The following is a 23,028-nucleotide window of genomic DNA, read 5'->3' as shown; positions in this document are numbered from 1 at the left end:
CCGGATGCAGGATGGAGCCATGAAGCTGACCAAGATGTCGCACTCCTGCGTCCGGCTGGAGAAGGACGGACGCGTCCTCGTCGTCGACCCCGGAGGGTTCAGCGAGGAGGGCGCCGCCGTCGGCGCGGACGCCGTGCTGATCACCCACGAGCACCCGGACCACTTCGACGAGGGCCGGCTGCGCACCGCCATGGAGGCCGGCCCGGGCACCGAGATCTGGACGCTGAAGGCGGTCGCCGACCAGATCTCCGCCGCGTTCCCGGGCCGCGTGCACACCGTCGGCCACGGCGACACCTTCACCGCCGCAGGCTTCGACGTCCAGGCGCACGGCGAGCTGCACGCGGTGATCCACCCGGACATCCCCCGCATCACCAACGTCGGCTACCTCGTCGACGGCGGCAAGCTGTTCCACCCGGGCGACGCGCTCACCGTCCCCGACCAGCCGGTCGAGACGCTGATGCTGCCCGTCATGGCGCCCTGGAACAAGATCTCCGAAGTGATCGACTACGTCCGTGAGGTCCGCCCGCAGCGCGCCTACGACGTTCATGACGCCCTGCTCACCGACCTCGCCCGCCCGGTCTACGACCGTCAGATCGGCGCCCTCGGCGGCTCCGAGCACCTGCGTCTCGCCCCCGGGGAAGCGGTCCGGCTCTGAGCCGCGGGCGGCGGCAGCAGGCGCCCGTCCGCGGGCCACGGGCGCAGGCCGTGCGTTGTCACAGGCGGCGGGTAGGTTGTGAGGCATGCGCATCGCGACCTGGAACGTGAACTCGATCACCGCCCGCCTGCCGAGGCTCCTTGCCTGGCTGGAGAGCAGCGGCACGGACGTGCTGTGCCTCCAGGAGGCCAAGGTCGCCGAGGCGCAGTTCCCGGTGGAGCAGCTGCGTGAGCTGGGCTACGAGGCGGCGGTCCACGCCACCGGCCGGTGGAACGGCGTGGCGGTGCTCTCCCGCGTCGGCCTGGAGGACGTCGTCAAGGGCCTCCCGGGCGACCCGGGGTACGAGGGCTCCGAGGAGCCCCGCGCGGTCTCCGCGACCTGCGGCCCGGTGCGCGTCTGGTCGGTCTACGTGCCGAACGGCCGCGAGGTGGAGCACCCGCACTACGCGTACAAGCTCCAGTGGCTGGAGGCCCTGAAGGCGGCCGTCGCGGGCGACGCGGCGGGTGACCGCCCGTTCGCCGTCCTCGGCGACTACAACATCGCGCCGACCGACGACGACGTGTGGGACCGCGCCGTCTTCGAGGGCTCCACGCACGTCACCCCGGCCGAGCGCGCCGCCCTCGCCTCCCTGCGCGAGACCGGCCTGACCGACGTGGTCCCGCGCCCCCTCAAGTACGACCACCCGTTCACGTACTGGGACTACCGTCAGCTCGGCTTCCCCAAGAACCGCGGCATGCGCATCGACCTGGTCTACGGCAACGAGCCGTTCGCCAAGGCCGTCACCGACTCCTACGTCGACCGTGAGGAGCGCAAGGGCAAGGGCGCCTCGGACCACGCCCCGGTCGTCGTCGACCTGGACGTGTGACAGGGGCCGGCCCGGCGTCGGCGGACCCCGCGCGCCTGTGGTGCGCGGGGCGGTTCGAATGACAGGCTGGCAGTATGAGGATCCCGTTCCTGGGCAAGCGGCGCCGGAAGGACGAACTCCCCGGCCCGGAAGGGCTAGCGGAACTCCTCGCCGAGTGCGCGCTGTTGCGCTCCCAGGCGGCGCGGGAAGGGGTCCGGCTGGACGACGGACCGGCCTCGCTGGAGGCCCTCGACCAGCTCGTTCCGCGCTGGCGGGACGACGAGGACACCTCCGAATGGCTGGGGAACGACGCCGGGTTGTACCTGGGCACCGTGATCGTCCGCACCGTGGAGGGCGCAGCCTGGGGCCTCCGTCCCGACGGACAGCCTGTCGTACGGCTCGCCGGGGGACGGGAGTTCGACGTCGTCGACGCGGGACACCGGTGGGCGGCCGACGGGGCGCCCGAACTGTCGCAGTGGTACGCCGAGGTCGCGGAAGGGTGACGTACGCGCCCCCCCGGCGCGCCCCATCACCCGCCGTAAATACGGCTTATGCCCGGAAAGTGCGTGTCGCGTCGTCCTGGCGATCTTGCCCGGATACGTTGCGGCGGTCACCATGACGTACGGAAACCCGTCCGCCCGGACCTCGACTACGATGTCTCCTCCGTCCCGGTGGGGGAGGAGACTTCGCGGCGTAAGCGGGGACGCCGCCGCCGGGAGGGGACCGCCCGCCCAGCCGGGGCGGCGGATCACACAGGCCGGTCCCGTCCGGCGGCAGCCGGAGATCACTGCTCCCGGCGGCAGCGACCGAGCCACGGTCGCCCGCAGGTGAGGAGAAGGTCAGCTGCGCGCCGGACGGGTGGTGCCGCCTTACTCCCTGCGGGAGGCGCTCCTGTTCCGGAGGCGCGTGTGCGGATACGCAGACGTGAGCTCCTCGGGTGCCGGACCGCATCCGCCCACGGGCTGTCAGCCCGCCTGCGGGGCAGCTCCCGAACCGCCTCAGTCCGCCCGGTGCGACTTCTTCTGCGTCTTCGGCGGCGTCGGCTCCGACGGTGTGGGCAGCGGGCTCTGGGCCGGCTTGGTGACATCCGCGACCAGTTCCACCACGTCCGGGCCGTACGCCTGTGAGTTGACGACCTTCAGCAGCAGTACGAACGATCCCGACCCGTACTTGCGGGCCAGCCGCTCATGGTTGCGGGCGAGGTAACGCGTCGCCGCCTGGTTGGTGATCGCCCGCTGTCCGCAGAACAGGAACACCGGCCGGGTCTCCCGCCGTTCGCCCGCCGTCAGCCGTGCCAGCAGTACGTACTCGGTGATGCCCGGCTCCATGCGGTACAGGTCGGCGCCTATGCGGAAGGCGCCGCGGTCCGGACCCGGTTCCGGGTCGATGTTGACCCGCACGCCGGGCAGCATGGCCGCCATGTGGGCGACCATCCGCCGGTTCGACCCCGGTCCGCCCACGCAGAACTCGGTCCGCTCGCCGAATCCCTGGTGCGCCGCGTCCTGAGTGACCACCTGGACGTGCGCCCCGCAGTCCTTGACCAGCGCGGACAGTTCGAGCAGCGCGAACACGTCGAAGCGGTGCACCGCCGGTTCCGCCGTCGCCGGGTCGCGGTTGACCACGAGCAACGACTCGGAGTTGTCGGGAAGTCCGAAGAAGGCCTGCTTGCGCCGGAGCTTGCGCTTCCAGAGGTAAGTACGGGCGATCCAGCCCAGGCTGGCGCCGATGCCCGCCGCCACCAGGCCCAGCACGATGTTGCGCACGTCCTCATTCATGGGCGCGCATGCTAGCGGTCCCGAGCAAACCCGTGTTCGACGTCCGGGTGCGTAACACCCCGGACGGCTCGGCACGGCACGCCCGGTACTGCCTCCCTGACGCGGGCATGGCGACGAACTAAGCTGCCCGGACGGCCCTTTACTGGAGGTGCGGATGCGTCGCCCCGTCGCACGGAAATTCGCGGTCCTCGCGGTCACCACCGCCGTCGTCTCGGTGGGAGCGGCCGCGCCACCCGCCCCCCACGGCGAGAAAGCCCCCCACACCCGCCCGGCGCCCAAGACACCGGTGGCCGCCGGCCACGGCGGAGCCGTCTCCAGCGTCGACCCCGACGCCAGCGCCGCCGGCATCGAGGTGCTGCGCAAGGGCGGCAACGCCGTCGACGCCGCCGTGGCCACCGCCGCCGCGCTCGGCGTCACCGAGCCCTACTCGGCCGGAATCGGCGGAGGCGGTTACTTCGTCCACTACGACGCCCGGTCCCGCACCGTGCACACCCTCGACGGCCGCGAGACCGCACCGCTCGCCGCCGACTCAGGCCTCTTCCTCGAGAACGGCGCGCCGATCCCCTTCGCCGAGGCGGTCAGCAGCGGACTGTCCGTCGGCACGCCCGGCACCCCCGCCACCTGGCAGCGCGCACTCGACAAGTGGGGCAAGAAGAGCCTGGGCACGGTCCTGCAGCCCGCCGAACGCCTCGCCCGCGACGGCTTCACCGTCGACGAGACCTTCCGCGCGCAGACCGCCGCCAACGAGACCCGCTTCCGGTACTTCCCCGACACCGCCGAGCTGTTCCTGCCGGGCGGAGAACTCCCCGCCGTCGGCTCCACCTTCAAGAACCCCGACCTGGCCCGCACCTACCGCGAGCTGAGCCGCAAGGGCGTCGACGCCCTCTACCGGGGTGACATCGCCCGCGACATCGTGAACACGGTGAACAGGCCGCCCGTGGACCCGGCGTCCGGCTGGAACGCGCGCCCCGGCGACCTGACCCGGCGCGACCTCGCGACCTACCGCACGAAGCTCCAGGCGCCGTCGAAGGCCTCCTACCGCGGTCTCGACGTCTACTCCATGGCGCCCTCGTCCTCCGGCGGCACGACGGTCGGGGAGGCTCTCAACATCCTGGAGCGCACCGACTTGTCGAAGGCGACCGACATGCGTCATCTGCACCGCTTCATCGAGGCGAGCCGGATCGCGTTCGCCGACCGGGGCCGCTGGGTCGGCGACCCCGCCTTCGAGGACGTACCGACGAAGGAGCTGCTGTCACAGCGGTTCGCGGACTCCCGCGCCTGCCTGATCAAGGACGACGCCGTCCTCACCAGCCCCCTCGCCCCCGGCGACCCTCGCCGTCCGGCGCCGTGCGCCACGGGCGGCACGGCCGCGCCGACGACGTACGAGGGTGAGAGCACCACGCATCTCACCACCGCAGACCGGTGGGGCAACGTCGTCTCCTACACGCTCACCATCGAGCAGACCGGCGGCAGCGGCATCACCGTGCCCGGACGCGGCTTCCTGCTCAACAACGAGCTGACGGACTTCTCCTTCGCCCCGGCCGCCCCGGCCGTCCACGACCCGAACCTGCCCGGTCCCGGCAAGCGGCCCCGCTCGTCCATGGCGCCGACGATCGTGCTCGACCGGCACGACCGCCCGGTCGTGGCACTCGGCTCGCCCGGCGGCGCGACCATCATCACCACCGTGCTGCAGACCCTGACCAACTTCCTCGACCGCGGCCTGCCCCTCGTCGACGCGATCGCCGCACCCCGCGCCAGCCAGCGCAACGCCGCGCAGACCGAACTCGAACCCGGCCTGTACGACAGCGGGCTGAGGCAGCGGCTCGAGGCGATCGGACACTCCTTCCGGGAGAACCCGGAGATCGGCGCGACCACCGCCGTGCAGCGGCTGCCGGGCGGCGCCTGGCTCGCGGCGGCCGAGAAGGTCCGCCGGGGCGGCGGCTCGGCGATGGTCGTCCACCCGAGGCGATAGCACCCCTCACAGCCGTCGGCCCGGCGTCCCCCGCGAGGGGATGCCGGGCCGACCGCCGTACGGGACGTCACTGTTCCGGCGGCGACTCCGGCGCGGGCGTCTCCTGCGTACGGAAGACCAGGCGGCCGTCCTGCGCGTCCACCGTCACCCGGCCGCCCTCCCGCACGCGGCCGTCCAGCAGCAGCCGGGACAGCTGGTTGTCGACCTCCCGCTGGATGGTGCGGCGCAACGGCCGCGCGCCGTACTCCGGTTCGTAGCCCCGCTCGGCGAGCCAGTCCACGGCCGCGTCGGTGACGTCGGCGGTGATGCCCTGCCCCTTCAGCCGGCGACGGGTGCTCTCCAGCAGCAGGTCGGTGATCTGCCGCAGCTCCTCGGGGGTGAGCTGGCGGAACACCACGATCTCGTCGATCCGGTTGAGGAACTCGGGCCGGAAGTGCTCCCGCAGCGGCCGCAGGATCTGCTCCCGCCGCGCCTCCTCGTCGGCCTCCGCGCCGCCCGTGGCGAAGCCCAGTGTCGCGCCGCGCCGGTTGATGACGTCGGAACCGAGGTTGCTGGTCATCACGATCACGCTGTTGGTGAAGTCCACCGTGCGGCCCTGCGAGTCGGTCAGCCGGCCGTCGTCCAGCACCTGCAGCAGGATGTTGAAGACGTCCGGGTGGGCCTTCTCCACCTCGTCGAGCAGCAGCAGCGAGTACGGGTGCCGGCGCACCACCTCGGTCAGCTGCCCGGCCTCCTCGTGGCCCACGTAGCCGGGCGGGGCGCCCACCAGACGGCTCACCGTGTGCCGTTCCTGGTACTCGCTCATGTCGAGGCGCACCATCCGGTCCTCGCTGCCGAACAGCGCCTCGGCGAGCGCCCGCGCCAGCTCCGTCTTGCCGACGCCCGTCGGACCGAGGAACAGGAAGCTGCCGATCGGCCGGTCAGGACTGGAGAGGCCCGCGCGGGAGCGCAGCACGGCGTCCGACACGACGCGGACGGCCTCCTCCTGGCCCACCACCCGCTGGTGCAGATGCTGCTCCAGGCCCAGCAGGCGGTCCTTCTCCTCCTCGGTGAGCCGGCTGACCGGGATGCCCGTCTGCCGGGCCACCACCTCGGCGATCGCCTCGCCGTCCACCCACAGGCTCTGGCCCTCGTCGACCTCGCCCTCGCCGCCGGCCCGCGCGATGCGTTCCTTCAGCTCCTGGATGCGGTCGCGCAGCTGCATGGCCTGCTCGTACTGCTCGTCCGCGACCGCCTGGTCCTTGTCGCAGGTCAGCTGCTCCACCTCGCGCTCCATCGCGCGGACGTCGGTGCCCTTGGTGCGCGCCCGCAGCCGCACCCGGGCGCCCGCCTGGTCGATCAGGTCGATCGCCTTGTCCGGCAGCCTGCGGTCGCTCAGGTAGCGGTCGGACAGCTCCACGGCCGCCACGAGCGCCTCGTCGGTGTAGCGGACCTGGTGGTGCGCCTCGTAGCGGTCACGCAGACCGCGCAGGATCTCGATCGCGTCCGCGGGGGTCGGCTCCGGCACCATGATCGGCTGGAAGCGGCGGGCCAGCGCCGCGTCCTTCTCGATCCGCCGGTACTCCTCCAGGGTCGTCGCGCCGACGATGTTCAGCTCGCCGCGCGCCAGGGCCGGCTTGAGGATGTTGCCCGCGTCCATGGAGCCGCCCTCGCCGCCGCCTCCCGCGCCGACGACCGTGTGCAGCTCGTCGATGAACACGATCAGCTGGTCGGAGTGGGCGCGGATCTCGTCGACGAGGTTGTTCATCCGCTCCTCGAAGTCACCCCGGTAGCGGGTGCCCGCGACGACGCCGGTCAGGTCCAGGGCGACCACGCGGCGGCCGAGCAGGATGTCGGGCACGTCGCCCTCGGCGATCCGCTGCGCCAGCCCCTCCACCACGGCGGTCTTGCCGACGCCCGCGTCGCCGATCAGCACGGGGTTGTTCTTGCCGCGGCGGGACAGCACCTCGACGGTCTGCTCGATCTCCGTGTCCCGCCCGATCACCGGGTCGATCCGGCCCTCGCGGGCCAGCGCGGTCAGATCACGGCCGTACTTGTCCAGGGTGGGGGTGCCCGTCGACGGCCGGGGACGCTCCTGGCGCGGCTGCTGGGCCTCCGGGGCCTCGGACGGGCCGGACGGGGCGAACCTCGCCGCGTTCAGGATGTGCCCCGCCGCCGAGTCCGGGTTCGCGGCGAGGGCGCTGAGCACGTGCTCCGGGCCGATGTAGCCGGCGCCGCTCGCCCGGGCCATCTCGTGCGCGTCCAGCAGCGCCCGTTTCACGGCGGGCGTCAGGGACAGCGACGTCGGCGGGGGCACCTCGCCCGGCGGGTGCTGCACGGGCCCCGACCGGTCGTCGATCTGCGACGCCAGCGAGTCCGGGTCCGCGCCCGCGCGGGTGAGCAGGCTCCGGGTCGGCTCGGCGGACAGCGCGGCACGCAGCAGGTGCTGGGTGTCCAGGTCACGGCTGCCGTGCTCGGCCGCGTACTGGGCGGCGCCGCGCACGAGTTCACGGGCGGGCTGGCTCAGAAGCCTGCCGATGTCGATCTGGCGGGGGCGCTGCCCGCCGAAGAAGCGGGCGAGGAATTCTGCGAACGGGTCACCCTCCGGGCCGACGAAACCATTCGTCATCGTCATCCGTTCCTTCGCTGGGTCGACGTGCCGGGCCCGGGTAACCCGGTCGAGGCGCGCTCATGCCCACGATGACACGTTCGGTCTGGGCGGGCATGTCCAGGTTCGCGACACCGGGGCGTGCCCGCCCACGCCGCTGCTCAGTCCCGCGCCGTCAGCACCCGCGGCCCCGCCTCGGTGATGGCGACCGTGTGTTCCGTGTGGGCCGCGCGGGAGCCGTCCGAGGTGCGCAGGGTCCAGCCGTCCGGGTCGGTGCGGTAGGCGTCCCCGCCGCCGGCGATCAGCATCGGCTCGATCGCCAGGACCATGCCGTGCCGCAGCGGCATCCCCCGTCCCGGACGGCCCTCGTTCGGCACCGGCGGGTCCTCGTGCATGCGGCGGCCGATGCCGTGGCCCCCGTAGTCCTCCATGATCCCGTAGCCCGCCCCGCGGCAGACCGTGCCGATGGCGTGCGCGATGTCGCCCATGCGGTTGCCGACCACGGCCGCCTCGATGCCCGCCGCGAGCGCCCGCTCGGCCGTCTCGACCAGCCGTGTGTCCGCCGGGCGTGCCGAGCCCACGACGAAGCTGATCGCCGAGTCGCCCGCCCAGCCGCCCCGCTGTGCGCCGCAGTCGACGGACACGAGGTCGCCGTCGCGCAGCCGGTACCGGGACGGGATGCCGTGCACGATCGCGTCGTTCACCGACGCGCAGATCACGGCCGGGAACGGGGTCGGCGCGAAGGTGGGCCGGTACCCCAGGAACGGCGACGTCGCGCCGGCCGTCTCCAGCACCTCCCTCGCCACCTCGTCCAGCTCCAGCAGGGAGACGCCCACGTCGGCGGCCTTCCGCACGGCCGTCAGCGCCTGGGCCACGACCTGGCCCGTCTCGTACATGGCATCGATCGATGCGTCGGTCTTCAGCTCCACCATGCCAATTACTATACCGGTATTAGAATGGGCGCCATGGTGCGCACCCCCTTGACCCCCGAAGAGCGCGAACGCGGCGAGCGGCTCGGCAGGCTGCTGCGCGAGGCGCGCGGAGCCCGCAGCATGACCGACGTCGCCGCGAGCGCCGGCATCTCCGCGGAGACCCTCCGCAAGATCGAGACGGGGCGGGCGCCGACCCCCGCGTTCTTCACCGTGGCCGCGCTGGCCGGGGCGCTGGGCCTGTCCATGGACGAGCTGATCGGACGCTGCGCGCCCGGGACGCCGGACGTGCCGGGCACCCCGGACGCGCCGATCGCCGCCTAGGGCGACGGCACCGCGCCGCGCGCGGCTCCCGCACCCCGTCGGAAAACTCTCCGTAGCCTCGGCGTAACACGCCGGGTGTTATCTACGGAGTCGAGTACTCCGGGAATGGCGGGAGTTGGCTATGGCTGCGGAGCAACTCCCGGACGGTGTCCGGGAGTTCACGGACCACCTACGGGGTCTGCTGGCGCGTCTGGACCGGTACGCGGGCTGGTGCCTGGTGTTCTGGCAGCGTGACCCCGAGGGCATGCGGGCGTGCCTCGAAGGGCGGGAACCGCCGCCGTGGGACGTGGTGGAGTCACTGCTCCAGGACCTCGCCGTCGTGCACGGCCCCGAGGCCGCCGAGGCCGAGCTGCCGCGGGCCCGTTCACTGCACGCCCAGGCGACGGCCGCGTTCGACGCGCGGCCGGGCGCCCGGCAGACGCTGAGCGACCGCCTCGACGTGATGCTGCGCGAACAGCGGTACGCGGCGGACCGCCGCGCGGACCTGACGCGCCGGCTCGCCGCCGCGGCGAACCGCGAGGAGGCGGAGGCCCTCGGCAACGACCTCGCCTGGGCCGAGGACGACCACCGCCGTGCGACGGCCCGCTGCGCGGAGCTCACGGCCCGGACGACCGCCCTCGACGACCAGGCGCGGGCAGCGAGCCCGGCCCACACCCAGGGCCGCTTCGCCACCCGCCGGACACCGGACGCCGGGTCTCCCAAGCTCTGGGGCGCCCGGCCGACCCCGGCCGACCTGGGCCGTCCGTCGGCCCGTCCGAGCCGGAACCCGTCGCCGTCCGCCCCCGCTCAAGGCCCCGCCCTGGCCGACGGCGGCCTGGGCCCGTCGCCGTCCGCCCCGGCCCACGGCTCACCGCGCCCCCGCCCCGCTCCGCAGGCCGCCGACCACCGCACGACCGCGCCTGCCGAGGCGCAGCCCTCCCCGCACGCCCCCGGCAGGGACCCACCCCCCGGCACCACGGACACCCCGCACCCGCCGACCCCGTCCCGCCCGAACTGCGCGCGGCGCAGCAGCACGTACCCCCGCCCGCGCCCGCCGAGGGGGCACGCCCCGCACCGCCCCGCAAGCGGCGTCGCGGTGGCGCCCGGTTCGCCGGGGTGGAGGACGACGGGGTGGCAGCCGTCGTCGCTCCGCCCGCCGCCGTGCCCGAGCTTCCCGCCGCCACCGCCGCCCGCGGCGCGCGGTTCGCGGGGGCCGCCGCGGAGACGGAGACCGAGGAGCGGCCCCAGGAGGGGCGGACCGACGCGGAGGACCTCCACGAGGTCGCCCACCTCGTGCGGACCCTGACCCGCCTGCGCCGCGAGGGCCGCAGCGGCGACGCGCACGTCCTGCTGAACGAGGCCGCGTACTGGCCCGCCGTACGGTTCCCGCTGCTCGCGGGCGAGATGGAGCGGGCCGGGCTCGCCGCCGACTGGGCGACCTTACTCTGGGAGGCGGCGGCGACCCTGCCCGCCGAGCGTCTCGTCGCCGCAGCCGACGCGCTCACCGCGGGGGGCCGTGCCGAGGACGGCGAGCAGATCCTGCGGCAGGGCGTCGTCCGCCCGGCCGCCGAGATCGGGCACGCCGCCCTCGCCCTCGCCGAGGGCACCCGCCACCGCGAGCTGCGCGCCCTGCTCGACGCCTGCGTCCGGATGCGCACCCCGCAGGACGCCGCCCGCACGGCCGCGCCGGACCCGGGCCGGCTGGTGCCGCTGCTGCTGTCGGCCGCCCGCGGCGTGTCCGAGGAACGGCACTGGGACGTCCTGCACGCCCTGCGCGTCGCGGGACTGGCCGCCTGACCGGGGGCCGCGGCGCGGGCCCACTCACCCACAGGGGTGTCAATCACGATCGACTCCACCGGCCGCACGACGATGGTCTTGGCAAGGCCGTCCGAGAGGCTTACGTTCGTCCCTCTACGACCGTCTCTACGGGCGTAGAGGCGCTGACGTCGCGTCGAAGGAGCAGCAGCTCATGCCCAACGTCGTAACCGCCGCCCTGGTCCAGGCCACCTGGACCGGCGACACCGAGTCCATGCTGGCGAAACACGAGGAGCACGCCCGCGAGGCGGCCCGGCGGGGCGCGAAGGTCATCGGGTTCCAGGAGGTGTTCAACGCCCCCTACTTCTGCCAGGTCCAGGAGGCCGAGCACTACCGCTGGGCCGAGGAGGTCCCCGACGGCCCCACCGTGCGCCGGATGCGGGAGCTGGCCCGCGAGACCGGCATGGTGACCGTCGCCCCCGTCTTCGAGATCGAGCAGTCCGGCCACTACTACAACACCGCCGCCGTGATCGACGCCGACGGCACCTACCTCGGCAAGTACCGCAAGCACCACATCCCGCAGGTGAAGGGCTTCTGGGAGAAGTTCTACTTCCGCCCGGGCAACCTCGGCTGGCCCGTCTTCGACACGGCCGTCGGCAAGGTCGGCGTCTACATCTGCTACGACCGCCACTTCCCCGAGGGGTGGCGGCAACTCGGCATCAACGGCGCCCAGCTGGTCTACAACCCGTCAGCCACGCACCGCGGTCTGTCGGCCCACTTGTGGCAGCTGGAACAGCCCGCGGCCGCCGTGGCCAACGAGTACTTCGTCGCCGCCATCAACCGCGTGGGCGTGGAGGAGTACGGGGACAACGACTTCTACGGCACGAGCTACTTCGTCGACCCGCGCGGTCAGTTCGTCGGCGGCCTCGCCAGCGACAGCAAGGAGGAACTGGTGGTGCGGGACCTGGACTTCGACCTCGTCGACGAGGTGCGGCAGCAGTGGGCCTTCTACCGCGACCGCCGCCCCGAGGCCTACGAAGGGCTGGTGCGCCCGTGAACGACGACCTGCTCGGCCGCCACCGCGCCGTCCTCCCCGACTGGCTGGCCCTCTACTACGACGAGCCCCTCGAGATCACCCACGGCGAGGGACGCCACGTCTGGGACTCCCGGGGCAACCGCTACCTGGACTTCTTCGGCGGCATCCTCACCACCACGACCGCCCACGCGCTGCCCGAGGTCACCAAGGCGGTCACCGAGCAGGCCGGGCGGATCATCCACTCCTCCACCCTCTACCTCAACCGGCCGATGGTGGACCTCGCCGAACGGATCGCCCAGCTCAGCGGCATCCCCGACGCCCGCGTCTTCTTCACCACCTCCGGCACGGAGGCCAACGACACCGCCCTGCTGCTCGCCACCACCTACCGGCGCAGCAACACGGTCATGGCGATGCGCAACAGCTATCACGGCCGCTCCTTCAGCGCCGTCGGCGTCACCGGCAACCGCGGCTGGTCCCCGACCTCGCTCTCCCCGCTGCAGACGCTGTACGTGCACGGCGGGGTCCGCGGCCGGGGCCCGTTCGCCGGCCTCGACGACTACGACTACGTCGCCGCCTGCGTCGACGACCTGAAGGACCTCCTCGGGCACACCCGCCCGCCCGCCGCGCTGATCGCCGAGCCGATCCAGGGCGTCGGCGGCTTCACCTCACCGCCCGACGGCCTCTACGCCGCGTTCCGCGAGGTGCTGCACGAGCGGGGCGTGCTGTGGATCTCCGACGAGGTGCAGACCGGCTGGGGCCGCACCGGCGAGCACTTCTGGGGCTGGCAGGCGCACGCCCGCAGCGGCCCGCCCGACATGCTGACCTTCGCCAAGGGCATCGGCAACGGCATGTCCATCGGCGGCGTCGTCGCCCGCGCCGAGATCATGAACTGCCTGGACGCCAACAGCATCTCCACGTTCGGCGGCACCCAGATCACCATGGCGGCGGGCCTCGCCAACCTCAACTACCTGCTGGAGCACGACCTCCAGGGCAACGCGCGCCGCGTCGGCGGTCTGCTCATCGAACGGCTGCGGGCCGCCGCCGCCCACGTCCCCGCCGTACGGGAGGTACGCGGACGCGGCCTGATGATCGGCATCGAACTGACGAAGCCCGGCACCGACGAGGCCGACCCCGCCGCCGCGTCCGCCGTCCTGGAGGCCGCCCGCGCCGGCGGTCTGCTCATCGGCAAGGGCGGCGGCCACGACACCAGCGCCCTGCGCGTCGCGCCGCCGCTCTCCCTCAACGTCGCCGAGGCAGAGGAGGGCGCCGCGATCCTCGAGGACGCCCTGAGGAGCATCCAGTAGCCCGACACCCACCGGAGGACGCCGCCATGACCACCTGGGAGCCACAGGTGCCGGCCCTCTCGGTCCGGCAGGTCCTCGCCCTGGAGCGGGTCCTCGCCGGGGAGCCCGAGGTGGTGGCCGGCGCCGGCCGGCTGGACCGGCCGGTGCGCTGGGTGCACGTCGCCGAGGCGGCCGACGTCGGCGTCATGCTCAGCGGCGGCGAGATGGTGCTCACCACCGGTGTGCTGCTCACCGGTGACGAGCACAAGCAGACCGAGTACGTCCGCTCCCTGCACCGCGCCGAGGCGTCCGCCGTGGTCCTCGGCCTCGGCCGGGCGTTCCCGTCGCCGCCGGAGGCCATGCGGCGCGCGGCGGAGCGCTGCCAGCTGCCCCTCGTCGTGCTCCACCGCCCCTTCCCCTTCGCCCAGTTGACCGAGGAGGTGCAGTCCCGGCTGGTGCGGCGGAAGTTCGCCGCCGTCAGCCTCTCCGAGGCGGTCCGCACCGAACTCACCGCACTGATCACCGGCGGCGCCCCGCTGCAACGGCTGCTCGACGAGATCGCCCGGCACAGCGGCTGCCCCGTCGTCGTCACCAACCTCGCCCACCGCGTCCTCGGCACCGCGGGGGAGCGGTCCGCCGTCGACGACGTGCTGCGGGACTGGGAACGCATCGCCCGGCAGGCCGGCCGCAGCGACGGCGACGGCTGGATCCGCGCGGAACTGGGCGGGCGGGGCGAGCCCTGGGGCCGGCTGGTGCTGTGCGGCTACCGGGGCGACACCGAGACCGGGCGTCTGATCGCCGACCGGGCCGCCGAGGCGCTCGTCCTGCACCGCATGCTCGGCGGCGCCGGCTGCTCCTGGGAGGAGCAGTCCGCACGCAGCCTGCTCACCGACCTGGTCGGCGGCGCCGTACCGGCCCGCCACCTGCTGCCCCGCGCCCGCGCCGCCGGACTCCCCGTCAACCGGCGCACCTTCGTGCCGCTCGTGGTGCGCGGACGCCGGGCCGCCCCGCTGGACCGGACGCTGCGGCTGCTCGGCCTGCCCGGCATCGCGGGCGAGACGTCCGCCACCGCGACCGCCGTGCTGCTCAGCCTCGCCCGTGACCAGGACGCCGAGGCGCTGACCGCGCACTTCGCGGCCCGGCTGCGCGCCGAACCGGCCGACGAGCACGTCGTGGTGGCGGCAGCCGCCGCCCGCACCTCCTTCGACGACGTGCCCGCCGGGCTGCGCGAGGCCCGGCACGTCGCCGACGCCGTCGCGGACGACGCGGCCGCCCTGGACCTGCCGCCCGTGGTGCGGCTGCGCGACGTCCATCTGCGGGGCCTGATCCGTCTGTTGCGGGACGAGCCGCAGGTGCAGTCGTTCGCCGAGCGGGAGCTGGCGGGACTGCTGTGCGACCCCGGCGAGGACCTCCTGCCGGTGCTGCGCACGTACCTGGCGACCGGCCGCAACAAGTCCCGTACCGCGCAGCTGCACCACGTCTCCCGGCCCGCGCTGTACCGCCGCCTGGAGGCGATACAGATACGGCTGGGGGTGGACCTGGACGACTTCGAACAGGCCGCCTCCCTGCACATCGCACTCCTCGCGCACGACGCGCAACACCACTGAAACGAGCGACCACCTGCGGCAACGGCGGTGACACATGGGACCGTCCGCGGATGACACGGTGACACGCCGCACCCCGTCAGACGTGACACGCTGCCACTCAAAGCGCGCTCGTCCGCTTCCTAGGCTCACTGCACACCGAGCGACCGGAGGTCCCGATGAGCCGAGTGATCCGAGCCGCCGTCTTCCAGACCGCCTGGACGGGCGACAAGGAATCGATGATCCAGGTCCACGAGCAGGCCGCCCGCGACGCGGCCGCGCAGGGCGCTCACGTGCTGTGCTTCCAGGAGCTGTTCTACGGACCGTACTTCTGCCAGGTGCAGGACCCCGCCTTCTACGAGTACGCCGAACGCATCCCGGACGGCCCGGTCGTCGAGCGGTTCCAGCGCCTCGCCCGGGAGCTGAACCTCGTCCTGGTGCTGCCGATGTACGAGGAGGAGCAGCCCGGCGTCCTCTACAACACGGCCGCCGTGATCGACGCGGACGGCAGCTACCTCGGCAAGTACCGCAAGACGCACATCCCGCAGGTCAAGGGGTTCTGGGAGAAGTTCTACTTCCGCCCGGGCAACAGCGGCTGGCCCGTCTTCGACACACAGGCCGGCCGGATCGGCGTCTACATCTGCTACGACCGCCACTTCCCCGAGGGCTGGCGCGCGCTCGGACTGGCCGGCGCGGAGGTCGTGTTCAACCCGTCGGCCACCTCACGCGGCCTGTCCGGCTACCTCTGGCAGCTGGAACAGCCGGCGGCGGCCGTCGCCAACGAGTACTTCGTGGGCGCCATCAACCGGGTGGGCGTCGAGGAGTACGGCGACAACGACTTCTACGGCACGAGCTACTTCGTCGACCCGGAGGCCCGCTTCGTCGGCGAGGTCGGGAGCGACAAGGAGACGGAACTGGTCGTCCGCGACCTGGACCTGGCGAAACTCCGAGAGGTCCGGGACCGCTGGCAGTTCTACCGCGACAGGAACCCCGGAGCCTACGGCCCCCTGACAACTCCCTGAGGTTCAGGACGACCCTTCAGGGGCGCGGGGAACTGCGCGATCAGCCACAGACAACCCGCACCGGACCCAGATCGAGGAGAGACCGGACATGAGCACCCGCACACTCATCCGCGGCGGCCTGGTCATCACCGCCTCCGACGAAGTACACGCGGACGTCCTCATGGAGGACGGCCGCATCGCGGCCTTGGCAGCCTCCGGCACCCCCGCCGCCGAGGCCCTCACCGCCGAGCGGACCGTCGACGCCACCGGCAGGTACGTCATCCCGGGCGGGGTCGACGCGCACACCCACATGGAGCTGCCCTTCGGCGGCACCTTCGCCTCCGACACCTTCGAGACAGGCACCCGGGCCGCCGCCTGGGGCGGCACCACCACGATCGTCGACTTCGCCGTGCAGAGCGTCGGGCACACCCTGCGCGAGGGCCTGGACGCCTGGCACGCGAAGGCGGAGGGCAACTGCGCGATCGACTACGCGTTCCACATGATCGTCTCGGACGTGAACCAGGAGACCCTGAAGGAGATGGACCTCCTCGTGGAAGAGGGTGTCACCTCCTTCAAGCAGTTCATGGCGTACCCAGGCGTCTTCTACTCCGACGACGGACAGATCCTCCGCGCCATGCAACGCTCCGCCGACAACGGCGGCCTGATCATGATGCACGCCGAGAACGGCATCGCCATCGACGTCCTCGTCGAGCAGGCCCTCGCCCGCGGCGAGACCAACCCCCGCTTCCACGGCGAGGTCCGCAAGGCCCTGCTGGAGGCGGAGGCCACCCACCGCGCCATCCGGCTCGCCCAGGTCGCGGGCGCCCCGCTGTACGTCGTGCACGTCTCCGCCACCGAGGCGGTCGCCGAACTCGCCCGCGCCCGTGACGACGGGCTGCCCGTCTTCGGCGAGACCTGCCCCCAGTATCTGTTCCTGTCCACCGACAACCTCGCCGAGCCGGACTTCGAGGGCGCCAAGTACGTGTGCAGCACGCCCCTGCGCCCCAAGGAGCACCAGTCGGCGCTCTGGCGGGGGCTGCGCACCAACGACCTCCAGGTGGTCTCCACCGACCACTGCCCCTTCTGCTTCAGCGGCCAGAAGGAACTCGGCCGCGGCGACTTCTCCAAGATCCCCAACGGGCTGCCGGGCGTGGAGAACCGTATGGACCTCCTCCACCAGGCCGTCCTCGACGGACACATCAGCCGCCGCCGCTGGATCGAGATCGCCTGCGCCACCCCGGCGCGGATGTTCGGCCTGTACCCGAAGAAGGGCACCATCGCGCCGGGCGCCGACGCCGACGTCGTCATCTACGACCCGGCGGCCGAGCAGGTCGTCTCCGCCGACACCCACCACATGAACGTCGACTACTCGGCGTACGAGGGCAAGCGGGTCACCGGCCGCGTCGAGACCGTGTTCTCGCGCGGGGTCCCGGTCGTCACCGACCGGGAGTACACCGGGCACGCCGGACACGGCGTCTACACCCCGCGGTCCACCTGTCAGTACCTCAACTAGGAGCGGAGCGCATGGACTTCGGCCTCGTCCTGCAGACCGACCCGCCGGCGTCGCGGGTGATCAGTCTGATGAAACGCGCCGAGCGCAACGGCTTCACCCACGGGTGGACCTTCGACTCGGCCGTGCTGTGGCAGGAACCCTTCGTCATCTACAGCCAGATCCTGGCGAACACCACGAGCCTCAAGGTCGGCCCGATGGTCACCAACCCGGGCACCCGCACCTGGGAGGTGACCGCCTCCACCTTCGCCACCCTCAACGACATGTTCGGCAACCGCACCGTGTGCGGCATCGGCCGCGGCGACTCGGCGATGCGCGTCGCCGGACGCAGACCCAACACCCTCGCCCGGCTCGGCGAGGCGATCGAGGTGATCCGCGACCTCGCCGAGGGACGCGAGGCCGAGGTGGACGGAAAGCCGTTGCGGCTGCCGTGGGTGCGGGACGGGGAACTGCCGGTCTGGATGGCCGCCTACGGCCCCAAGGCACTCGCCCTCACCGGCCGGAAGGCCGACGGCTTCATCCTCCAGCTGGCCGACCCCTTCCTCACCGAGTGGATGGTGAAGGCCGTGCGGGCCGCCGCCGCCGAGGCCGGCCGTGACCCGGACTCCGTCACCATCTGCGTCGCCGCTCCCGCCTACGTCGGTGACGACCTGGCGCACGCCCGCGAGCAGTGCCGCTGGTTCGGCGGCATGGTCGGCAACCACGTCGCCGACCTGGTCTCCCGCTACGGCGAGCACTCCGGCATGGTCCCCGAGGCGCTCACCGAGTACATCAAGGGCCGCGAGGGCTACGACTACAGCCACCACGGACGCGCCGGCAACCCGTCCACGGACTTCGTGCCCGACGAGATCGTGGACCGCTTCTGCCTGCTCGGCCCGCCCGAGGCGCACATCGAGAAGCTCCGCGCGCTGCGCGACCTCGGGGTCGACCAGTTCGCGGTGTACGACATGCACGACGCGCAGGAAACGACGATCGACGCGTACGGCGCGGAGATCATCCCGGCACTCGGCGACTGAACCGGTACCACTGCGAAAGGCACGCCCATGACCGCGACCGTCCCGCCCGCGCCTTCAGAGAACCCGATACCCGACCCGGCGGGACGCGTCGAGCTCCCGCCGGGCGCCGTCCTCGACGACGCCCGCTTCGTCAACGACGACCTGCTGCCGGTCCCGCTGGCCCGCCGCCGCTGGACCACGTACAACTTCACCGCCCTGTGGGTGGGGATGGCGCACAACATCCCCTCCTGGCTGCTCGCGTCCGGACTGGTCGCGCTCGGCATGGACTGGAAGCAGGCCGTCTTCACCATCGCGCTCGCCAACGTCATCGTGCTCGCGCCGATGCTGCTGACCGGGCACGCCGGTCCCAAGTACGGCATCCCGTTCCCGGTGCTGGCCCGTGCCTCCTTCGGGCTGCGCGGCGCCAACCTGCCCGCCATGATCCGCGCCGCGGTCGCCTGCGCCTGGTTCGGCATCCAGACCTGGATCGGCGGCCAGGGCATCTTCGTGCTGCTGGGCAAGCTGTTCGGCGGCTGGGCCGAGGCGTCCGAGGTGGGTGGCCAGCCGTGGACCCTGTGGGTCTGCTTCGTGCTCTTCTGGGCGCTAGAACTGGCCATCATCTACCGGGGGATGGAGGCGCTGCGCCGGTTCGAGAACTGGGCGGCGCCGTTCGTCATCGTCGGCGCGCTGGTGCTGCTGGCGTGGGTCGCGAACAAGGCGGGCGGTCTCGGTCCGCTGCTGGACCAGCCCTCGAAGCTGGGCTGGGGCGCCGACTTCTGGCCCGTGTTCTTCCCGTCCCTGATGGCCATGATCGCCTTCTGGTCGACGCTCAGCCTCAACATCCCCGACTTCACGCGCTTCGGCGCGGGACAGCGCGCCCAGGTGTGGGGGCAGACGCTCGGACTGCCCACCACCATGACCCTGTTCGCGCTGCTGTCGGTGTTCGTCACCTCCGGGTCGCAGGCCGTCTACGGGGCGGCTATCTGGGACCCGGTGGAGCTGGCCGCCAAGACCGACAACGTCTTCGGGCTGCTCTTCGCGCTGATCACCGTGCTCGTCGCGACCATCTCCGTGAACATCGCGGCGAACGTGGTGTCACCGGCGTACGACCTGGCCAACCTGGCGCCGAAGTTCATCACCTTCCGCACGGGGGCGCTGATCACCGGGGTGGTCGGCGTGGTCATCATGCCGTGGAAGCTGACCGAGACGCCGGAGCTGTACATCTTCACCTGGCTCGGGCTGGTCGGCGGGCTGCTCGGCACGGTCGCCGGCATCCTCATCGCCGACTACTGGATCGTGCGCCGCACCCGGCTGGACCTGACCGACCTGTACACCCCGGGCGGACGCTACTGGTACACGTCCGGCTGGAACGTCCACGCCGTCCTCGCCTTCGTGACCGGCGGGGTGCTGGCGGTGGGCGGCTCCCACTCGGCGCCCGGCAAGGGGCCCTTCCCCGAGGACGGGCTGATCCCGTTCCTGAAGCCCCTCGCGGACTACGGCTGGGCGGTCGGCCTCGCGGCCTCGCTCGTCGTGTACGTCGCGCTGATGGCGGGGACCCGGCGGCGGGTGTGAGGACCCGGCGCCGCGTCCCCGCGGTCCCTCGGCGCCCCCTCAGCGGGCCGTGCCGAAGTCCTGCGTCCAGTAGGTGCCGGACAGGCCGACGCCGATCTCCTCGAACGAGCAGTTGAGGATGTTCGCCTTGTGGCCGGGGCTGGTCATCCAGCCCTGCATCACCTGCTCGGGCGTGGAGTAGCCGTAGGCGACGTTCTCGCCGTAGGTGCTCCAGGCGTATCCGGCGCGGGTGATGCGCTCACCGGGGTCGGAACCGTCGGAGCCGGTGTGGGACATGGTGCCGGTCGACGCCATGTCCTCGCTGTGCCGCTGGGCGGCCGTGTTCAGCGTGGAGTTCGCGGTCACCGGGGCACAGCCGGCCTCGGCGCGCTCCTGGTTGACCAGCTCGACGACCTGGGCGACGGCGCCAGAGGCGGTCGGCTTCGGAGCGGAGGCGGTCGGTTCCGGGGCCGCGGTCGTCGGCTTCGGCGCGGTGGTGGAAGGCGCCGGAGCGGCCGTGGAGGGCTCGGGAGCCGCGGTGGTGGGCTTCGGGGCCGCCGTGGTGGTGGAGGGGGCCGCGGAGGCCGGCTTGGTGGCCTTCCTCTTCGGCTTCTGCGAGGGCTTGCCGCCGTGGTGCTTGCGGGCCTCCTCGGAAGGGCTCGCGGAGGCGCCGGGGGAGCCCGAGGCCACCGGCGACGGGTCGCCCTCGTGCTGGCTGCGCCAGCGGCTGTACCAGCCGGGACCGTCCCAGCGGTCCTCCCCGACGGACGGCACCGAGGTGGCACGGTCCTCCCGCTGTCCGCCGCCCGGCCAGTCGGTACAGGCCATGGCGACCGAGGGTATGCCGATGACGCCGACGGCGACCGCGGTGACGACCGTCCGCCGGTACTTCTTCTGCTGGCGATGGATTCCCATGCGTGACCTCACCCCTGGGTGTGCGGAGGCTGGTCATTCTTCGGACGGCCCGGCGCGGGGCGCAAAGGGCTGACGTACTACTCGGCTTCGTAGGCCGTCCGGACCCTTGCGACGGGCGGGAGAGCATGCCGACCGGCCGCCGGGAGGGTGCCGGGAGCGTCTGCCGTCACGTCAGAAAGTGCCGTGCGGCGACGAAGCACGGGCATCCGGATACCGGCCGGCCCGCCACCTGTGCGGGCCCGGTCCGCGTTCCCGTCAAGACGGACAAGTCCCCCATGTCGCCGTGGCCCCGTCTACTAAGCGACCCGGTCAGATCGGGAACGGGCTGTGACTGATGTCACGGAACCATTGGTTCCGGATCGGCTTCCGGGTCAGCCCTGCGTCTTCTGCAGGGCGGCCACCGCTTCCTTGGCGGCCTTGATCGCGCCCTTGTTGATCTCTTCCGTGCTCGGCGCCTTCTTCGACTCGAAGTCGCTGCCGTTGTACGTGACGATCACCAGCGCGTTGGCGGCCCGCGCCACCACGACACCCTCACGCGTGTCCTGCTTGTCCTCGGTGGTGATGTTCACGACCGAGTACGCCGCGTCCCCGACCCCCGGGACGGCACCCCCGCCGCTCTTCTCCGCCAGCCGCCCGTCGTACGACTTCTCCGCGGCCTCGTCGGAGGCCAGCACCTCGAAGGACACGTCGAGCCAGCGGTAGTCGTACCCCTTGAGCGCGTTCCACGAGCAGGTGCGGCGCAGGTCGGAGTCCGTGGACGGTATCTCCTTGCCGGCCGTCTTCGCGCCCGGCACGAGGGACTTGACCGTCTTCGCGGACAGCGCGGCGCACGGCTCGGGCGCCGCGGCGTACGTCTTCACCGCCTGCGTCTCGGACGGGGCGGTGGGCGACTGCTCCGAGGCGGTCTTCCCGGTCGGCTTCTCTTCGGAGGCCTCGGGCGTGGCCAGCGGGCCGGAGGACAGCGCCCATCCGGCCGCGGCGAGGACGACCACCGGCGACAGACGGGCGGTCAGGGCGATCGGCAGAGGAAAGGAACGCACGGCGCACTTCTCGTGGGGGACGGTGCGGAGAGGGTCCGCACTGCGGACGGGACGCCAGTGTCACACGCTTCGTCAAGGTGCGGAAGAGCTCAACTCGCTCCGTAGGCACGCAGTGACGGCGCGGTTCCGCATCAGCGGCCGCTTGCCGCAGTTCCTCTGCGAATAGGGGGATTTGAGCGTCAGGGCACCCGCGCGACCCATTCCGGCGCGGTGAACTTCGTCCGCGCCAGTTCCTGAGCGCGCGCCAGTTCCGCGTCCGTCACCTTGCCCTGCGTCAGTCCGTAGCGGGCGCGGAAGGAGTCGACCATCCGCCCGATGACCGCCTCGCGCGGCAGCCCCGTCTGCCGGCGCAGCGGGTCCACCCGCTTCTTCGCGCTCTTCGTGCCCTTGTCCGACAGCTTCTCCTTGCCGATGCGCAGCACCTCGAGCATCTTGTCCGCGTCGATGTCGTACGCCATCGTCACGTGGTGCAGCACCGCGCCGGGCGCGCCGTCCGGGCCCACGATCCGCTTCTGCGCCGCGCCCGCGATCTTGCCCTGGTCGGTGGCGATGTCGTTCAGCGGCTGGTACCAGGCGCGGATCCCCATGTCGCCGAGCGCGCCGAGCACCCAGTCGTCGAGGTAGGCGTAGCTGTCCTGGAAGGACAGGCCCTGCACCAGCGCCTCCGGCACCGACAGCGAGTACGTGATGGTGTTGCCCGGCTCCACGAACATCGCGCCGCCGCCGGAGATTCGGCGCACCACGTCGACACCGTGCCGGCGGGCGCCCTCGGGGTCCACCTCGTTGCTCAGCGACTGGAAACTGCCGATGATCACGGCGGGGGAGGCCCACTCCCACACCCGCAGCGTCGGCGGGCGCCGCCCGGCGGCCACCTCGGCGGTCAGCACCTCGTCCAGCGCCATGTGCAGCGCGGGCGGCTGCGGGCCCTCGTGCACCAGCTGCCAGTCGTAGTCGGTCCAGTCCGTGGCGTGCGCCAGCGCGCGGCGCACTGCGATGCCGACGCCTTCCGCCGTGAGCCCGTACATCACGGTCCCCGCCGGCAGGGCGGCCTCGATCCGCGCGGCGAGACCGGCGGCGTCGGTGTCGGCCGGGGCGCCCTCCAGGGCGGCGTTCACGGCGTCCAGCGCCTCGTCCGGTTCCAGGAAGAAGTCGCCCGCCACGCGCGCGTGCCGCAGCACCCCGTCCTTCACGTCCACGTCCACCACGACGAGCTTGCCGCCGGGAACCTTGTACTCACCGTGCACGACTCCGCCTTTCGTCCGACCGCGACTGCCAACAACGGGGCTGTCCGGAA

General features: G+C 72.4%; 20 protein-coding genes. 14 read left to right on the top strand and 6 right to left on the bottom strand.

The window, feature by feature from the left end; all coding sequences use genetic code 11:
• The first annotated feature begins 19 nt into the window (after positions 1-19).
• The 3 genes from ACF1AG_RS06325 to ACF1AG_RS06315 all read left to right on the top strand — a co-directional run bounded on the left by ACF1AG_RS06325 (position 20) and on the right by ACF1AG_RS06315 (position 2,002).
• A complete protein-coding gene (locus ACF1AG_RS06325) occupies positions 20-655 on the top strand; it encodes an MBL fold metallo-hydrolase (protein ID WP_359599630.1) in 636 nt (211 codons plus the stop codon).
• Positions 656-740: 85 nt separating this feature from the next.
• On the top strand, positions 741-1,520 hold the full coding sequence (locus tag ACF1AG_RS06320) for an exodeoxyribonuclease III (protein WP_359599631.1): 780 nt from the start codon (positions 741-743) through the stop codon (positions 1,518-1,520).
• A gap of 74 nt (positions 1,521-1,594) precedes the next feature.
• Positions 1,595-2,002 carry a DUF6278 family protein gene (locus ACF1AG_RS06315; RefSeq protein WP_359599633.1) on the top strand — a complete coding sequence of 136 codons (408 nt, stop codon included), beginning with the start codon at positions 1,595-1,597 and terminating at the stop codon, positions 2,000-2,002.
• 495 nt (positions 2,003-2,497) lie between these two features.
• Here the strand turns inward: ACF1AG_RS06315 and ACF1AG_RS06310 are convergent, their stop codons facing one another.
• Positions 2,498-3,274: a hypothetical protein gene (locus tag ACF1AG_RS06310; RefSeq protein ID WP_359599635.1), complete on the bottom strand. Its 777-nt coding sequence runs from the start codon at positions 3,272-3,274 to the stop codon at positions 2,498-2,500.
• Positions 3,275-3,428: 154 nt separating this feature from the next.
• Between ACF1AG_RS06310 and ggt the strand changes: the two genes are divergently transcribed.
• Entirely contained in the window at positions 3,429-5,246 is a 1,818-nt protein-coding gene (gene ggt / locus ACF1AG_RS06305; protein WP_359599637.1) for a gamma-glutamyltransferase, read from the top strand.
• A 67-nt stretch (positions 5,247-5,313) separates the two neighbouring features.
• On the opposite strand, the gene ACF1AG_RS06300 is transcribed toward ggt, so the two are convergent.
• Positions 5,314-7,854 (bottom strand): ATP-dependent Clp protease ATP-binding subunit, encoded by a 2,541-nt coding sequence (locus ACF1AG_RS06300; RefSeq protein WP_359599639.1) that lies wholly within the window; start codon positions 7,852-7,854, stop codon positions 5,314-5,316.
• Positions 7,855-7,994: 140 nt separating this feature from the next.
• Positions 7,995-8,765 carry a type I methionyl aminopeptidase gene (gene map / locus ACF1AG_RS06295; RefSeq protein ID WP_359599640.1) on the bottom strand — a complete coding sequence of 257 codons (771 nt, stop codon included), beginning with the start codon at positions 8,763-8,765 and terminating at the stop codon, positions 7,995-7,997.
• A gap of 33 nt (positions 8,766-8,798) precedes the next feature.
• On the opposite strand from map, the gene ACF1AG_RS06290 reads away from it, so the two are divergent.
• The 10 genes from ACF1AG_RS06290 (at position 8,799) to ACF1AG_RS06245 (ending at position 19,800) form a co-directional block, all read left to right on the top strand.
• Complete coding sequence (locus tag ACF1AG_RS06290; protein ID WP_359599641.1) at positions 8,799-9,086, top strand: helix-turn-helix transcriptional regulator; 288 nt, start codon at positions 8,799-8,801, stop codon at positions 9,084-9,086.
• Between the two features lie 121 nt (positions 9,087-9,207).
• Positions 9,208-10,371: a hypothetical protein gene (locus ACF1AG_RS06285; protein WP_391809388.1), complete on the top strand. Its 1,164-nt coding sequence runs from the start codon at positions 9,208-9,210 to the stop codon at positions 10,369-10,371.
• Positions 10,359-10,862 (top strand): hypothetical protein, encoded by a 504-nt coding sequence (locus tag ACF1AG_RS06280; RefSeq protein ID WP_391809387.1) that lies wholly within the window; start codon positions 10,359-10,361, stop codon positions 10,860-10,862. The genes ACF1AG_RS06285 and ACF1AG_RS06280 overlap by 13 nt, the downstream gene beginning before the upstream one ends.
• A gap of 172 nt (positions 10,863-11,034) precedes the next feature.
• Entirely contained in the window at positions 11,035-11,877 is an 843-nt protein-coding gene (locus ACF1AG_RS06275; RefSeq protein ID WP_359599643.1) for a nitrilase-related carbon-nitrogen hydrolase, read from the top strand.
• Positions 11,874-13,160: an aspartate aminotransferase family protein gene (locus tag ACF1AG_RS06270; protein WP_359599644.1), complete on the top strand. Its 1,287-nt coding sequence runs from the start codon at positions 11,874-11,876 to the stop codon at positions 13,158-13,160. Before ACF1AG_RS06275 ends, ACF1AG_RS06270 begins: the two co-directional genes overlap by 4 nt.
• Positions 13,161-13,186: 26 nt before the next feature.
• Positions 13,187-14,746, top strand: a complete 1,560-nt coding sequence (locus ACF1AG_RS06265) for a PucR family transcriptional regulator (protein WP_359599646.1) — start codon at positions 13,187-13,189, stop codon at positions 14,744-14,746.
• A 155-nt stretch (positions 14,747-14,901) separates the two neighbouring features.
• Positions 14,902-15,744 carry a nitrilase-related carbon-nitrogen hydrolase gene (locus tag ACF1AG_RS06260; RefSeq protein ID WP_359599647.1) on the top strand — a complete coding sequence of 281 codons (843 nt, stop codon included), beginning with the start codon at positions 14,902-14,904 and terminating at the stop codon, positions 15,742-15,744.
• 88 nt (positions 15,745-15,832) lie between these two features.
• Entirely contained in the window at positions 15,833-17,236 is a 1,404-nt protein-coding gene (gene hydA, locus ACF1AG_RS06255; RefSeq protein WP_359599649.1) for a dihydropyrimidinase, read from the top strand.
• An 11-nt stretch (positions 17,237-17,247) separates the two neighbouring features.
• Complete coding sequence (locus tag ACF1AG_RS06250) at positions 17,248-18,249, top strand: TIGR03842 family LLM class F420-dependent oxidoreductase (protein ID WP_359599650.1); 1,002 nt, start codon at positions 17,248-17,250, stop codon at positions 18,247-18,249.
• Between the two features lie 27 nt (positions 18,250-18,276).
• On the top strand, positions 18,277-19,800 hold the full coding sequence (locus tag ACF1AG_RS06245) for an NCS1 family nucleobase:cation symporter-1 (RefSeq protein ID WP_359599651.1): 1,524 nt from the start codon (positions 18,277-18,279) through the stop codon (positions 19,798-19,800).
• 39 nt (positions 19,801-19,839) lie between these two features.
• Here the strand turns inward: ACF1AG_RS06245 and ACF1AG_RS06240 are convergent, their stop codons facing one another.
• From ACF1AG_RS06240 to ACF1AG_RS06230, 3 genes are all read right to left on the bottom strand, one after another.
• On the bottom strand, positions 19,840-20,694 hold the full coding sequence (locus ACF1AG_RS06240; RefSeq protein WP_359599652.1) for a CAP domain-containing protein: 855 nt from the start codon (positions 20,692-20,694) through the stop codon (positions 19,840-19,842).
• Positions 20,695-21,065: 371 nt separating this feature from the next.
• Positions 21,066-21,734 (bottom strand): hypothetical protein, encoded by a 669-nt coding sequence (locus tag ACF1AG_RS06235; RefSeq protein ID WP_359752650.1) that lies wholly within the window; start codon positions 21,732-21,734, stop codon positions 21,066-21,068.
• Between the two features lie 179 nt (positions 21,735-21,913).
• Entirely contained in the window at positions 21,914-22,978 is a 1,065-nt protein-coding gene (locus ACF1AG_RS06230; RefSeq protein ID WP_391809386.1) for a biotin/lipoate A/B protein ligase family protein, read from the bottom strand.
• Positions 22,979-23,028: the final 50 nt, after the last annotated feature.

This window comes from Streptomyces sp. NPDC014764 (assembly GCF_043082785.1).
In the GTDB taxonomy this organism is placed as follows: Bacteria; Actinomycetota; Actinomycetes; order Streptomycetales; family Streptomycetaceae; genus Streptomyces; species Streptomyces althioticus.
This window is presented reverse-complemented; position numbering and strand designations above follow the sequence as displayed.